The 13,792-nt window shown below is 43.9% G+C and carries 13 protein-coding genes; 5 read left to right on the top strand and 8 right to left on the bottom strand.

Annotated features, from left to right (window positions below; all coding sequences use genetic code 11):
• Positions 1-91: 91 nt before the first annotated feature.
• The 3 genes from QGN29_RS07095 to QGN29_RS07085 are packed head-to-tail and all read left to right on the top strand — an operon-like array spanning position 92 to position 1,871.
• On the top strand, positions 92-700 hold the full coding sequence (locus QGN29_RS07095; RefSeq protein ID WP_310800001.1) for an SCO family protein: 609 nt from the start codon (positions 92-94) through the stop codon (positions 698-700).
• Positions 701-1,159 (top strand): YcgN family cysteine cluster protein, encoded by a 459-nt coding sequence (locus QGN29_RS07090; protein ID WP_310800000.1) that lies wholly within the window; start codon positions 701-703, stop codon positions 1,157-1,159.
• A complete protein-coding gene (locus QGN29_RS07085; RefSeq protein ID WP_310799999.1) occupies positions 1,104-1,871 on the top strand; it encodes a M48 family metallopeptidase in 768 nt (255 codons plus the stop codon). The genes QGN29_RS07090 and QGN29_RS07085 overlap by 56 nt, the downstream gene beginning before the upstream one ends.
• On the opposite strand, the gene QGN29_RS07080 is transcribed toward QGN29_RS07085, so the two are convergent.
• Together QGN29_RS07080 and QGN29_RS07075 are read right to left on the bottom strand one after the other, a co-directional pair.
• Positions 1,868-3,988: a transglycosylase domain-containing protein gene (locus QGN29_RS07080; RefSeq protein WP_310799998.1), complete on the bottom strand. Its 2,121-nt coding sequence runs from the start codon at positions 3,986-3,988 to the stop codon at positions 1,868-1,870. The genes QGN29_RS07085 and QGN29_RS07080 overlap by 4 nt on opposite strands.
• Positions 3,989-4,135: 147 nt before the next feature.
• On the bottom strand, positions 4,136-6,370 hold the full coding sequence (locus QGN29_RS07075) for a methyl-accepting chemotaxis protein (RefSeq protein WP_310799997.1): 2,235 nt from the start codon (positions 6,368-6,370) through the stop codon (positions 4,136-4,138).
• Between the two features lie 175 nt (positions 6,371-6,545).
• On the opposite strand from QGN29_RS07075, the gene QGN29_RS07070 reads away from it, so the two are divergent.
• Complete coding sequence (locus QGN29_RS07070; RefSeq protein WP_310799996.1) at positions 6,546-7,760, top strand: BaiN/RdsA family NAD(P)/FAD-dependent oxidoreductase; 1,215 nt, start codon at positions 6,546-6,548, stop codon at positions 7,758-7,760.
• A 16-nt stretch (positions 7,761-7,776) separates the two neighbouring features.
• On the opposite strand, the gene QGN29_RS07065 is transcribed toward QGN29_RS07070, so the two are convergent.
• Positions 7,777-8,115, bottom strand: coding sequence for a PilZ domain-containing protein (locus tag QGN29_RS07065; protein WP_310799995.1), 339 nt, complete (start codon positions 8,113-8,115; stop codon positions 7,777-7,779).
• A gap of 150 nt (positions 8,116-8,265) precedes the next feature.
• Here QGN29_RS07065 and QGN29_RS07060 point away from each other — a divergent pair, with 150 nt between their 5' ends.
• A complete protein-coding gene (locus QGN29_RS07060) occupies positions 8,266-9,012 on the top strand; it encodes a lysophospholipid acyltransferase family protein (protein WP_310799994.1) in 747 nt (248 codons plus the stop codon).
• A gap of 54 nt (positions 9,013-9,066) precedes the next feature.
• On the opposite strand, the gene QGN29_RS07055 is transcribed toward QGN29_RS07060, so the two are convergent.
• The 5 genes from QGN29_RS07055 to QGN29_RS07035 form a co-directional block, all read right to left on the bottom strand.
• A complete protein-coding gene (locus QGN29_RS07055; protein WP_310799993.1) occupies positions 9,067-9,396 on the bottom strand; it encodes a hypothetical protein in 330 nt (109 codons plus the stop codon).
• 109 nt (positions 9,397-9,505) lie between these two features.
• The gene (locus QGN29_RS07050; protein WP_310799992.1) at positions 9,506-10,582 is read right to left on the bottom strand and encodes an AI-2E family transporter; all 1,077 of its coding nucleotides are present in this window, start codon (positions 10,580-10,582) and stop codon (positions 9,506-9,508) included.
• A gap of 81 nt (positions 10,583-10,663) precedes the next feature.
• Entirely contained in the window at positions 10,664-11,428 is a 765-nt protein-coding gene (locus QGN29_RS07045; RefSeq protein ID WP_310799991.1) for an SDR family NAD(P)-dependent oxidoreductase, read from the bottom strand.
• A gap of 43 nt (positions 11,429-11,471) precedes the next feature.
• Positions 11,472-12,641 (bottom strand): ZIP family metal transporter, encoded by a 1,170-nt coding sequence (locus QGN29_RS07040; RefSeq protein WP_310799990.1) that lies wholly within the window; start codon positions 12,639-12,641, stop codon positions 11,472-11,474.
• 97 nt (positions 12,642-12,738) lie between these two features.
• Complete coding sequence (locus QGN29_RS07035; RefSeq protein WP_310799989.1) at positions 12,739-13,707, bottom strand: GNAT family N-acetyltransferase; 969 nt, start codon at positions 13,705-13,707, stop codon at positions 12,739-12,741.
• Between the last annotated feature and the right edge of the window lie 85 nt (positions 13,708-13,792).

Genomic DNA, 13,792 nt, shown 5'->3' with positions numbered 1-13,792 from the left:
GGGTCATAAAACTAATGACATGACACTAGCCTACAGTATATAAGCACCCTGTCTAGATAGGCAAAGGTTAAATGAAAGGTCAGTAAAAAATATGAAAGTCCTCCGGTATATTCTTTGGTCAATCGTTATTCTTGTCACAGCAATCCTTCTCGGCCAGGTCTTCTCTCAAAAGAAAGACAGTGGGCGGCAAATCCTTTCCAGTGGCGATTCGATTGGTGGCTCATACACCCTGACTGCCCATACAGGAGTGACCGTCAAAAATACGGACTTCAAGGGAAAATTTCAGTTCATTTATTTTGGGTATAGCTTTTGCCCAGATGTTTGTCCTATAGAATTGCAAAAAATGACCGCCGCACTAAAGATGATGGAAGAAAAGAATGTTGACACATCTGCTATCCAACCTCTCTTCATAACAGTAGATCCTGAGCGAGATACGGTTGCTGAACTCGCCAACTTCATGCCCGGTTTTCACCCCAACTTTATTGGATTGACGAGCGATTTGGAGACCATTCAAAAAGTTGCACCCCAATATAAAATCTACTTCACAAAAACAGGCGGTACTGGCAATAATGATTATCTTGTGAACCATAGTAATTATATCATCCTGATGAATAAAGAGGGTTCCTTTCTAAAATTATTCACTGCAATTGATACGCCGCAGCAAATCGCAACGACCTTGACCCAACTGGTTCAACAATAAATGACAAGCACGCCGTCATATTGGGAGGAGAAAACCCTAGAAGAGATGACCAATGATGAATGGGAATCTCTTTGTGATGGATGCGGTAAATGCTGTCTTCATAAAATGGAAGATGAAGAAACAGGGACTGTCCATGTGACAAATGTCGCTTGTCGTCTTTTAAACTTAGAAACGGCTTTGTGCAGCAATTATGCGAACCGGAAAAGATTTGTAGCCAACTGTGCCGTCCTCACTCGAGATAAAATTGATAGTTTTAAGTGGTTGCCCAACACCTGTGCCTATCGATTACTAGCTGAAGGGAAATCACTTTATGAGTGGCATCCTCTGATTTCAGGGTCTCACCATAGCGTCAAAGAAGCCGGCATGAGTGTCATTGGACGCGTGGTCGATGAAAGAGTGGCTGGTGATTTTGAAGACCATCTTGTTGAATGGCCTCTTCAAGACCATCAAAAAACATAGCGATCAATCCATGGCAGAAACATTAGATATCATCCACAAAGACCTCTTGATCCCCATAAAGGTCATCCGCCACGCAAGGGCTCGTAAAATCAAACTTCGTATCAGCAAAGCTGGAGGCGAGGTGAAAGTAACCATCCCGCCTAAACTCCCCCTTAGAAAAGCACAAGCTTTTATACATGAGCATAAAAATTGGATCATTGAAGAATTTCACAACAGTGTTCCCCTTGCAGAAATCACATCGAATAAATCCTTTCCCTTTCAGGGCGAAGAAATTATCATTAAAGAAGACCCGTCACGTCGCAGAGGCTGCAGTCGGGAGGGTCAGATTCTCTATGTCCCGTCAGAGGATAGGACTCTTATTGGGAGTCGAGTAAAACGTTGGCTCATCCAAGAAGCACGCAAGAATATTGAGGAAAGCCTGCTTTATTACGCTTCTGTTATGAATTTATCATACCGATCTGTGAGCATAAGCGATACGAAAACCAGATGGGGAAGTTGCTCCGTGAAGGGGGATCTTCGGTTTAATTTCAGGCTGATCATGGCAGACCAAACCTTACTTGATTATGTGGTTGTACATGAGTTAGCCCACAGAGTGCATATGGATCACAGTACATCTTTTTGGGCCCTCGTCGAAGACTTTTGCCCCGACTATAAAACATTAAGACGCGCACTAAAAGACCAAGCTGCTGTCCTCCAAGCTTTTCAATTTTAATTAAAGAGCCGCTTAAAGAAAGACTTCTTCTTTTTTTTCCTCTGGTCCCGACCTTTATTTTGATCATCCAAATAGCCTGCATCTGCGAGAAGAGGCCTAACGGGACTGCCTGCATGGGCCATAATATTATAGTCTTTCCAGACGCGAGCAGGCAATCCCCCTCCTGTCACGAGTTTCATCGGGCTCCCATTATCATTACCAACCCAAACAACGGTTGTCATGTCACTTGTAAATCCTGCAAAGACAGCGTCTCGACTGTCTTGACTTGTCCCCGTCTTCCCTGCTGCAGGACGATCAATACGCGCATTCTTTCCTGTGCCTTCCGTCAGAACAGCAGACAACATAGTCGTCATTTGACGAACAATGGGGTGTGTCAACACGGGCAATTGAGGTTGGACCTCATGTCGGTAAATTATTTCACCTTCCAACGTATTGACTTCAAGAATGGCATATGGATGAACACTATAACCGCCATTTGCTAAGGACGCATAAGCAGCTGCCAGATCTAGCAGTCTTACTTCTTCTGTTCCAAGGGGTAGGCTCGCATGCGGCAGAACAGTCGTTTTAATCCCTAGTCGTTTGGCAACTTCTACAACATTTTCACGGCCGACTTTTTCTGCCAACTTTACAGCAACAGTATTGGTGGACCCGATAAATGCTTGTTTGACAGTGAGTGCCCCGAAATATTTTTTACTATAATTCATCGGTTTATAACCATCAATATCAATCGGTTCGTCAATATAGGTGTCTGTGGGTTTCACCCCTTGTTCTAGAGCAGCAATATAGGGGAATACTTTAAAGGCAGAGCCTGGCTGTCTTTTGGCTTGTACAGCTCTATTATACTGAGTCCGTCCATATCCCGAGCCTCCGATCATCGCCCTCACAGCACCATCATGATCAAGAGAAAGTAACGCTCCTTCACTTACAGCATATTTTTCGCCCTCTCGCTTCAGCCCCTTCTTAAGACTTTCCGCAGCAGCACGTTGACTGCCTGGGTCCAACGTCGTGTGAATAATAATAGACTTGCCAGCAACATTCACAACCTTTCTGGCTTCTTTCGTTACCCAGTCTGAGAAATATCGAGCTTCCAACCCTTGTTGATTTTTCAGTGTTATAGGCGGTGTTTCAGCGAGACTACGGCGAGCCTCATTGGTAATCACGCCTTCCTTTGCCATACGAAGGAGAACAACCTGTGCTCTTTTCCAAGCGCCCTCAGGATTGATATGAGGCGCATAGCGACTTGGGGCTTTCAACAATCCTGTAAGCATTGCCGCTTCAGTAACAGATAAACTCGCGCCCTCATGTCCGAAATATTTACGCGAAGCAGCATCAAGTCCATATGTCCCACCACCAAAATACACCCTGTTAAGGTAAAGAGTCATGATTTGCTTCTTAGTGAATTTCTGCTCTAACCAGAAAGTCAGCAATAGCTCCTGGGCTTTACGAGTTAAGGTTCGACGCTCCGTCAAAAAAAGATTTTTAGCCAACTGCTGGGTAATTGTACTGCCGCCGGCTCTGACGCCGCCTGCTGACAAATTCACATAAATGGCCCTCATAAGCCCCATACCATCGATGCCAGAATGTTTGAAAAAATTCTTATCTTCTGTGGCCATTAAACTTTTCACCATGATTTCGGGGATTTGGTCAAAAGCAAGCCAGTCTCCGTAAATAGGGCCTGAGCGGACAAGAGTATAGCCATTTCGCGCCTTTACAATGACAGTCGGCGTCTCAGCACCAGGCGCTGGCGGATTATCAAGATCTGGAATTTCACGTGCGAGAAAAGCGATTAAAAAAATTACCGCAATAACCCCCCAAACACCCGCAACAGCTGCGTAATAAAAGAGCTTCTTCAAGATTGATTTTTTAGACTTACCGTCTTGAGTTATACTCGATTGAGGTGAGTGACTCAGGCTAGATTTAGAGGATGCCTTCTTGTTTCTCTTCACCTTTTTCTTCGCAGGCGCTTTTTTATAGATTACGCCTGCTTTTTTAGGAGCTGCCTTTTTTTTAGGAGCAGCCTTTTTTTTAGGAGAAGCCTTTTTCGGGGTTCTTTTCTCAGCTGGTGTTTTCTTAGAACCAGATGCGCTAGATCCTTTCGTATTTTTTTTATTCGCCACGGATCGTCCTTGTATAAAGTCTGCTTAAGAAGGGCCTATTAAAATTTACACTACTGTATATTTCAAGGAACATTAAGGCGAAAATACGTATCCCAAAAAAAAAGGGCTGCCCAAAAGAGCAGCCCTTTATCCAGCTTATTATGTCTCTTATGATCGGATCGTTGTAAGGAAACTTTCAACTTCCGTTCTAAGATCAGCAGCCTGTGAAGAAAGCGCTTGAGCAGATTCAAGAACTGTAGTTGCTTCAGTTCCCGTCATATTCGCTCCCATACTAACATTCGTAATATTAGAGGTCACTTCTTCTGTCCCAGCAGATACTTCTGCGACATTACGAGCGATTTCCTGAGTAGAAGCATCTTGCTCTTCAACAGCAGTGGCAATAGAAACTGCCGTACTGTCGATATCACTAATAATTGTCTTGATCTCGTCCATGGCTTTCACAGCAAGATTTGTTGCTTCTTGCATGCCTGCAACTTGCTCGCTAATTTCTTGTGTGGCACTGGCAGTTTGATTCGCAAGTGATTTCACCTCACTGGCAACAACGGCAAAGCCTTTACCAGCATCCCCAGCACGTGCTGCCTCGATTGTTGCATTAAGCGCCAACAAGTTGGTCTGCTCAGCAATATCATTAATCAGTTTGACAACATCTCCAATCTTCTGAGCTGCATCAACCAATTGTGCAATATCATGGCCTGCATTTTCTGTCCGAGTCACAGCATCGCGGGCTTTCACACTAGACTGCGTCGTTTGGCCTGTGATTTCACGAACAGAGGCTGACAACTCTTCAGCAGCACTTGCCACCATATTTGCGTTATTTGATGCTTGTTGTGCAGCATCAGCCACGTTGCCAGATTGCTGAGAAGTGTTATCTGCAATCCCAGTGAGACCCCGGGCAGCACTTTCCATGCCACTGGCGCTTTCACCAACAGCTGACACTACGCCCATGACAGATGCTTCAAACTGATCCGCTAGCTTGAGCATTTCATCACGGCGATTTTCCCGTTCTTCTTGTTCACGACGTTCATCTGCAACACGTTGTTCTTCATCTCTGCGACGTTGATCTTCTTTACGTTCTGCTTCAGCAACCCGTTCTGCTTCTTCACGTTCGCGTTGTTCTGTTTCCATGCGACGGCGCTCTAAAGCATTTTCTTTAAAAGTTTCAACGGAGCGAGCCATACTACCGACTTCATCTACACGATCGGCATTTGGGATCTCAACTTCTAGATTACCATCTGCCAGAACAATCATAGTATCAGAGAGTGCATTAATTGGATTAACCACCCGACTGAAGACGACCCAAATCGCAAAGGCAGCTAAAAGAAGAGCAACCACCATCAGAACAGTTGCATTCACCACATCGCCATTAGCATCAGACAAGGCTGCCATATTTAATTCTTCGGCCAGAGTGGTCGCAGCACTATTCATCGCATTCATTGATTGTGTAGCAGTCGAATAAGACTGCTTCCAGTCATCCGGTGTGACAGAATATTCGATTGCCTGCTCTTCAGCTTCAGGGTCTTCTTCCCCTTCGCCGTACACATCATCTTTTTCATAAGTATAGTCTTCGAAAAATTCTTGCTCAATTTTACTGACAAGCTCTGTAACAGAAGGTCCAAGGTCTGCACTGGCTGTAATGCCTGTTGCTAATTTCCAAGACGCCTGCATATGCCCAACATAGCGAGTTAACGTATTCAGCGTGTCAAAATCAATTGGTTCATGACCAGAAATTTTATTTGCGATTTGCGCAGCCTCAAGCGAAGAATAATCAATCAAATACCAGAGCTGATGCTTCAAGTCTGCAACTGCAGCAAGTTTAGGGTTACTCGGGCGATACTCATTCTCGATCGCACTGCGAATATCCAGTAAGCTCTCAATGATTGTCCCAGCTTCCCGGATAACTTGCCGGGTAAGCTTACCTCTACTCACTTCGGCACTTTCAGGATCATTTAGGTAAGAGACAGATAAAGAAATTCCAGCCTTATAAGCATTAAAAGAATTTCTGTAGGTCTCAACGAATTCGCTTTTACCCCCCAATTCAAGTGAATTAACGCCATCAAGAATATCTTGAAAACTATCGCTGATAAATTCCCCGTTTGCCTCAATAATGTCTACTAGGTCAGCCCCTGTGCCGTCCTTGTAACCAATGGCAGAAAGAACATTTGTTCTTAATCCACCAATTGCCAACTTCATCTGAGAAATTTTATCAATAATTAAATTGATTTCATTTGCCTGCTCTGCTTCAGAACTGCGCGCATTAGCGTCAACAATTCTATTGCCTGCCATCATAAATACAAAAATCACCAATGCAATGGTCACAACCAAGAGCGCATTTCGAACAGTGAAAAATTTATTATTGACTAATGACGTTAGATAATTCGTCATGGTACCCTCATTAATTATTACTTGCGTAAATATGCTTTCCCCACATACATGGACTTATACTAATCGCTTTTATATAAGTTACAAGCGTTATACCGAAAAATAGGTTAAAAAATACTTACTAACAGTCATTTTTTTGCTATTTATCAAGGATTAACAGAAACATGAGATCAATTGCATGACCAATCATTCAACAAATAATTCACCCTATGATTGTCTTATAATTGGAGCTGGGGCTGCTGGATTGCTCTGCGCTTCACTTCTAGGTAAAAAAGGCGTCAAAGTTTTGTTAATTGAACATACAAAAAAAATTGGTGCTAAAATCCTTATTTCCGGGGGGGGGCGATGTAATTTCACAAATATGGATGCAGGGCCCAGCAATTATATCTCTTCGAACCCACATTACATGAAATCTGCGATGAAACGGTACACACCATGGGATTTTATTGACCTCCTCTCGGCACATGGTCTCACCTATAACGAAAAGAAACTGGGCCAGCTTTTCTGTGATCAAGGGTCGAAAGCGGTTGTTGAAGCCCTCATCAAAGAATGCGAAGAGGCCGCCGTAGAAATCGCTGTAGACTGTTCAATTCATTCTATAGAGCATCAAGAAGGATATACGTTAGTCACAAAAGAAGGCCGCAGCTTTCAATCAAACCAACTTGTCATTGCCACTGGCGGCCTCTCTATCCCTAAAATGGGTGCAACAGGGTTTGCATACGACGTTGCACGGCAATTCAATATACCAGTAACCAAGACCGAGCCTGCATTGGTGCCTCTCACGTTCACATCTGATGATTTGACCTTCATGAAAGAATTAACAGGCGTTTCAATTGATAGCCTGGTTACAGTCGGCACGACGTCTTTCAGGGAAAATATTCTATTTACACACCGGGGTATCAGTGGCCCTGCAATCCTACAAATTTCAAGTTTCTGGTCTCTTGGAAGACCTATTCATATCGATCTACACCCCTCTGGCTCGCTTAAAGAGGCTTTGATAAATGCCCGGCAAACGCGCCCCAAGCAACAATTAGCCACTTTCTTGAGTGATTTTTTCCCAGCGCGTTTCGCTAAAGCCTTCACAGAAAAATATCTTGAAAATATTCCTCTCACTCAAATCAGCAATAAAAAATTAGAAGGCTTTTTAGAGATAATCCACCACTGGACACTCACTCCCAATGGTAGCGAGGGATACCGAACAGCTGAAGTCACGAAAGGAGGCGTCGATCCCAATGCCTTAAGCTCAAAGACAATGGCAGCCCTTACTCAGCCTGGATTATACTTTATCGGAGAGTGTGTGGACGTCACGGGCTGGCTAGGTGGCTATAATTTCCAGTGGGCCTGGGCCAGCGCAGCCGCCGCAGCAGAATCCATCACAGAAAACCTCTCTTAGAGGGATCAGCCTCTGATCACTCCGTCAATTTCTTAGGGGAGGTTGAGATTTCAGACCCACTTGCTGTTGAAAATTCTTTAAGCAGTAAATCTGGACCTGCCATCAACAATAACCCCTTATTGTTTTCTTTTGACCACTTAACCTTACCAGCGAATTCTCCAAGACCGTCAATGCGTAGAAGAATTTCTTCATTCACATCAAGGGATGCATCCGTTTCAATTAATGTGCCTGCAAAAGCCACATCAAGGATGGAACAAGCATGCTCACTATCATCTTCTTTGATTAGGGTGGCTGTCCACACAACAGGTTGTCTGTCGTCACGACGTACATTTTGATTTTCTGGATTTTCACTCATACTAGACCTCATTTATTCTTTAAGTAGAGTTGCGCGTGTCTGCAAAGATGTCAAGGTTCTTATCTTAAGCTGACCAAAGCTTAATTTAGCAGTTGCAGGAAAAGAACTCCCTTAGTAAGACAGAAGGAACTCAACTCTAGGAATTATAGCATGTCTATTCTCAACGTCATTCGTTCTATTATTTTCAATATCGTTTTTTATTGTTTTGCTTTAATTTGGATCCCTGGCTTGGGCATATTTTGTTTTGTTGCCAATGAAAAATGGGCTCGAAAAGGAGTCGCTGGCTTCTGCAACGGATCGAAAATCATTGCTCGTATTTTTATGGGCATTCGCTATGAATATCGAGGCCTTGATAAGCTCCCAAGCGAAGGCGCCATTATCATGCTCAGCAAACATCAGAGTAACTTTGATCCTATTCTCGCTTTTAAAGGCCGACGAGACCTAACGGCACTGGCAAAAAAAGAGCTCTTTTTCCCCTTCATGCGCACAATCTTCAGAAAGATGAGTGTCATTAAAGTAGATCGACAATCCCGAAAAGCCCACGAAGCGATGCCCGAAGCTGGCAAAAAGGTCGCGGAAAGCAATCTGGCTCTCGTGGTTTATCCAGAGGCAACAAGAGTGCCTGTTGGTGAAAAACGAAAATTAAAATCTGGGGCCTATTACCTTCAAAAGGATTTGGATATTCCCGTTTATCCAATATCAACAAATGCGGGAGTTTTTTGGGGCAAGGGGTTTTGGCATAAGTCAGGCACAGCCATTTATCAAGTTGGCGATCCCTTTCCAACTGGTTTGACAAAAGAGGCTTTCATGAAATTAGCTAATGAAAAAATTATTAAGGAAAGTGAAGCCTTAATGATCGAAGGCGGCGTTAGTCCTGAAACCTTTAAAAATTCATAAAAAACGCTCTCAAAACGTGTGAGAGCCTATTCTTTTTTTTATTGGAAATACAAACTAATGTGCTGACCCTCTTGTCTCAATGCGGACAATCAAGGCAACATGATCCCCCCTTAGAGCTAATTCCTTATAGGATCCTCTTGGCAGAGGAATTTCGCTCTCAATACAGTGATTTAAAATTGCGGCGCCCAACTCTTGGCTTTCAAAAATCACTTCACCTGCATCTTCACCTTTATACGTCACAACGACATCACCGTCTGTATCAAGGCCTGTCAGGATTTCTTGAGGCTCATAGTCTTCACTAAGCTCTCTCGAAGAAAGAAGAGGCTTAAGGGCGATAACCAGCTCTTCTTCGGAAAAAATAATGCTTCTTGATTCAAGTATCATTTTAATCTCATTAATTTATTATCTTTATTCCATTAACTTATACAACTGGTGAGAAAATACAACCGATTTTAGTTAATTTAGCTCATGCAGTGACCCAAAAGACACGAACTTATTCTGCCGCTTCTTCACTCTGCAATGTGGCCATTCTTTCTCGCCAAACTCTAAGGATTGAATTGGCGACAGTTGCCAGTGGGATCGCAAAAAAGACCCCCCAAAGCCCCCATATTCCGCCAAAAACAAGGATAGCAATAATGATTGCATTCGGGTGAATATTCATCACCTCAGAGAAAAGAAGTGGGGCAAGTAAATTCCCGTCGAGAGCTTGAATAATCAAGTAAGCCCCCACTGCGATCGCAAGGTCAGAGCCTGTACCCCATTGAACAAAAGCAACCAAAGCCACAGGCAACGTAATTGCCGCAGCCCCAATGTAAGGAATAATCACACTTAATCCTGTCGCAACGGCCAGCAAGGTCGCATAATTAATGCCGATGGCCTGATAGACCACAAAACTCACGGTTCCGACAATGATAATCTCATATACTTTACCTCGAGCGTAATCCCCTGCACGTTGAATAGCTTCTGACCAAACTTGTTCTAACACGGCTCGGTTGCGAGGTAGGAACCCACTACCCCAGACAAGAATATCTTGCTTATCCTTAAGGAAGAAAAAGATCATCACGGGTATAATGACTGCATAAACAGCAGTTGTCATTGCACTGCTGACACCAGAGAGAGAAACTTCAATAAATTTCGGGCCTAAATTCGCTACTTCATCCCCCAGTTTAGCGAACCAGCCTCTAATCTGGTCTTCCGAAACCACGTCAGGGAAACTCTGAGAGAATGCCAAAAGTTCTCGCTGTAAGAAATTGAACATCTTAGGGATTTCATTAAAGAACTGACCAATCTGATCAAGCAAAAGCGGCAGAATGGTTAATGTCACCACAAGCGCGCCGAGCATAAAGGAGATAAAAACCAATGAAACCGCCATCATATGGGTCGACCCACGTTTTTTTAACCATTCCACAGCTCCATCTAAAAGAAAGGCGATCACAAGGGCTGCAATAGCAGGCGCAAGCATTTCAGCGAATAAAAAAGCACTGATGATCATAAGCCCAACAACCAACAGAAGTAGAACCATCTGCGGATCAGCAAAGATACGTCTAAACCAGACATTAATCATATTCATAAAGCTGTGCTCCTGATCAAAAAGGGATCATCCGTTAAGTATCTCATAAACTATGGCAGTTCTATGGCCCTTTGCCAAGTCCTAGCCTATTGTTTTAATGTCTTCTCTGCGCAGCGAGCCATCCCCATTTAAAAGAATGTTTTCGCCTGTCACAGAAAATTTTTCGTCTCCTATAAGGCGCAAAAATATGTCTGCGATCACGTGAGGTTCTGCAGGTCCCCCTTCTGGAAAACCACCGGCAAATTTACTAAGGTCACCACCAACATCTTCTAGGGCCCTCTCCAACATTGGTGTGCGAACAGGCCCCGGTGAGACGGCGTTAATTCTGATGCCATTATCCCGATAATCCAGAGCCGCTGTCTCACTCATCCCTGCAACAGCATATTTGCTCATCCCATAGGCTGCCATCCACTGCGCTGGCTCGTTTGATAAAATGGAAGCTACATTGACAATGGCTCCACCGCCTAAAGGAAGCATGGCCTTAATTTGATGACGCATGGCAAACCAAACACCCATCACATTGGTCCGCCAAACATCTTCCACCATTGCTGGTCTAATATCGGCAAGTTTATGAGCATGATGACTAATCGCGGCAGCATTTACAGCTCCAGTCAGGCCGCCCATTTCGTCCACTGCACTTTCAATGAAAACAGCCACAGCCCTTTCATCTCTCACATCACATTGATGATAAACAGATGAATTATGCTTTAAATCTATGGGACAGTCCGCCTCCAAACCGCAAAAATGAACAGCCGCGCCCTTTGCAGCAGCCAGACTCACTGTCTCAGCCCCTAAGCCCGAAGACCCACCGGTTACAATAATTTTATGTTCTGTCCAATCCGTCATAAAATAGGCTTTACTCTTATTAACAAGAGAAGAAAAGCGCTAATTAATGAGAATGATCATGGGAGAGAAAATCTGGCATGACTGACGTGAAAAACTTTGGCGCTCCTTGATAGAGCAAAGCACTAAAGACAAGAAGCAACCACAGATAAAAAATCTCAACATGTTTTATGCCAATGCCCAAAGGATGATCTTCAACCATCTGAGTGCCCATCAATGCGTAGAATGCCGCACTTATTAACCATATTAAAAAGGTCATGGGCGCTACCCTTGCGCTCGCTGAGACAAAATTCTTTAGAGACCATTTTGATCGCACACGGAAAAGAGCAAGGCCAACGATAAAGGCAAGTAACCAAGGCGCGACAATCAAGCCCGCCTGTTTTAAGATGTAGAGACTTTCCTCCATACCTGCATGTGTCACTGCCGTATTAGACGGATCCAGCACTTGATGACTGAGCATATGATTTGTTGTTAATTCCAGGGCTGAGAAAATGCTTGCAATCAAGAAAAAGAAAGCAATACAAGTCCCTAAACGATGCGCATTTTGAATGGTTTTAAGCGGAATATTTCTTTCACGTAGAGGGTGCATGACCACATGCAACAGAGAGCCTGCAGCAAAGGCCTGCCAATATCCCCCGAGCCCTGCCTCGACAACCGCACTTACGGAGCCCGCCATTGAAAAGCCTAGATAGGTGACAAGCGCAAAAAGGATGAGCATTAAATAACTTGAACGGCTTGAGATATAAGGCTCTAGCAACCACCAGAGTGTAATCGCAACTCCAACTCGGTGTGCCACAACTCCCAAACTGAGGAAAGGTGTGGCATGATCAGATTTGGCCAAAGCCAAGATCGCACCGTCTGTCAGAGCATGGAATATTATTGCAAAGGCTGAAATAAGGAGCACAATTTTATGTGTTTTACGCTGAGCTGCATGACAGTCACCCTTAAAATACCGAGCATATTTATGTCCAAAATACTCTGCTACAGCTGGGAGGAAAAATCCAACCAAGAGGACTACAAGTGCCCACTTCCCTTTATGGAAAAGGGCATCAGGAACAAGAACGAGGATAACCAACCCAATCACAGACATGAGCACGAAGCCATCAAGCCCTGCTCTCAGATACCCGAACTTCTTAGTCAACTTCGCAAGGAGCGGCGCTGTTAAAGTTACGATAATGATGGCAATTAAGGCACCCGTCACGCTGTCTTGCTCCATATAAAAAGATCGCCCCTTCACAGTGAAGGCAGCGATTCGTTGTGTGTGTTATACTATTACACGAGCATTGCTATTTTGGCAATCTCTTAACATGAGTTTAGGTAAAAGATCCGGCATATGAAATTGGAATTGCCCCTGTCCCTAGTTTAAATCGAGCTAAGTTGGCGTATTTTGATGTCTCCAGCCCTCCCAAGTCAAAAAAGGAAATACCCTGAAGTTTTAATAGAAGTATGGCTTCCCATAGGATACGGTTTAGGGCGTTAACTTTCCGCCCCTCTTCGCTGATCCAACCAATCTGATAAGTTGCACTATGTCCATGCAAGAGAAAGAGACCTCCTGCTAGCTTCTCACGCCGCTTAAAAGCATTAACATTTAGAACCGCTGGTTTTTGATCCTGACTAAAATTCTTTGCAATTAGCTCATATTGTTCAATCAAAGCACGAGGTGTATTTGGATATCCTTTCAATTTGGCATGCATAGCTTCGGCTGAGAGAAGCCATTGATAATTTTTTTGCTTATCAAAACTATGGCTAATCTCAAAGTCGGCTTGCTCGGCATTCTTAAGCTGGTTGCGCCACTTGCCATTCAATCCCTCTCTCAGCAGACGGTCTTCTGGCCTAATGTCCAGCCAAGCTGTTGAGAACCCCGTCATCACTTGAGTCAGGCCCGCCTTTTTGAGCTCGAAAATATTCTCTTTACTGGCCTCTTCATCAGGTTGAATATTCATAAAATGCCATTTCAACTTATTTCCAAGGTTTTTCAAAACCTTGTAGACTTGAATTTTATCATCTTGTGTCAAAGGCCCTAGAAATACAGGCCCTCGAAAGCAACTTGTTACACGAAAGAGTTTATAAAATTTATTATGAGCGAGGGGCGCAAAGGCGACAGCCTGATCTCTCTTTTTCACGATGGCAATATCAAGATGAGCCCCAAGAGATGTTAGCGCGGCCAGGTAATGTGGGTGCTGCTGAAGTGCAATAGGCTTATCCTGAGGCCAATCTTTCCATAAATCTAACCAACCGGGTTCTCCGATTTGCATCAACTCTATGGTAAAAGGAGAGGTCATCAAATAAATACCCTTTTCATTGGCTCATATCTCGCTTACCTTAGCTGCATGTTTAAAAAAGGCAATAAACTTCACTCAGTTATGG

The organism is Temperatibacter marinus (genome assembly GCF_031598375.1).
Classification (GTDB): domain Bacteria; phylum Pseudomonadota; class Alphaproteobacteria; order Sphingomonadales; family Kordiimonadaceae; genus Temperatibacter; species Temperatibacter marinus.
The sequence above is the reverse complement of the archived record's forward strand: the minus strand, read 5'-3'. Positions and strand labels throughout refer to the sequence as shown.

Excerpts from the sequence above, each read along its gene's own strand:
- QGN29_RS07075 (WP_310799997.1), bottom strand. The coding sequence starts at position 6,370 with ATGACGAATTATCTAACGTCATTAGTCAATAATAAATTTTTCACTGTT.
- QGN29_RS07095 (WP_310800001.1), top strand. The coding sequence starts at position 92 with ATGAAAGTCCTCCGGTATATTCTTTGGTCAATCGTTATTCTTGTCACA.
- QGN29_RS07050 (WP_310799992.1), bottom strand. The coding sequence starts at position 10,582 with ATGAATATGATTAATGTCTGGTTTAGACGTATCTTTGCTGATCCGCAG.
- QGN29_RS07060 (WP_310799994.1), top strand. The coding sequence starts at position 8,266 with ATGTCTATTCTCAACGTCATTCGTTCTATTATTTTCAATATCGTTTTT.
- QGN29_RS07055 (WP_310799993.1), bottom strand. The coding sequence starts at position 9,396 with ATGATACTTGAATCAAGAAGCATTATTTTTTCCGAAGAAGAGCTGGTT.
- QGN29_RS07040 (WP_310799990.1), bottom strand. The coding sequence starts at position 12,641 with ATGGAGCAAGACAGCGTGACGGGTGCCTTAATTGCCATCATTATCGTA.
- QGN29_RS07065 (WP_310799995.1), bottom strand. The coding sequence starts at position 8,115 with ATGAGTGAAAATCCAGAAAATCAAAATGTACGTCGTGACGACAGACAA.
- QGN29_RS07045 (WP_310799991.1), bottom strand. The coding sequence starts at position 11,428 with ATGACGGATTGGACAGAACATAAAATTATTGTAACCGGTGGGTCTTCG.
- QGN29_RS07070 (WP_310799996.1), top strand. The coding sequence starts at position 6,546 with ATGACCAATCATTCAACAAATAATTCACCCTATGATTGTCTTATAATT.
- QGN29_RS07035 (WP_310799989.1), bottom strand. The coding sequence starts at position 13,707 with ATGACCTCTCCTTTTACCATAGAGTTGATGCAAATCGGAGAACCCGGT.
- QGN29_RS07090 (WP_310800000.1), top strand. The coding sequence starts at position 701 with ATGACAAGCACGCCGTCATATTGGGAGGAGAAAACCCTAGAAGAGATG.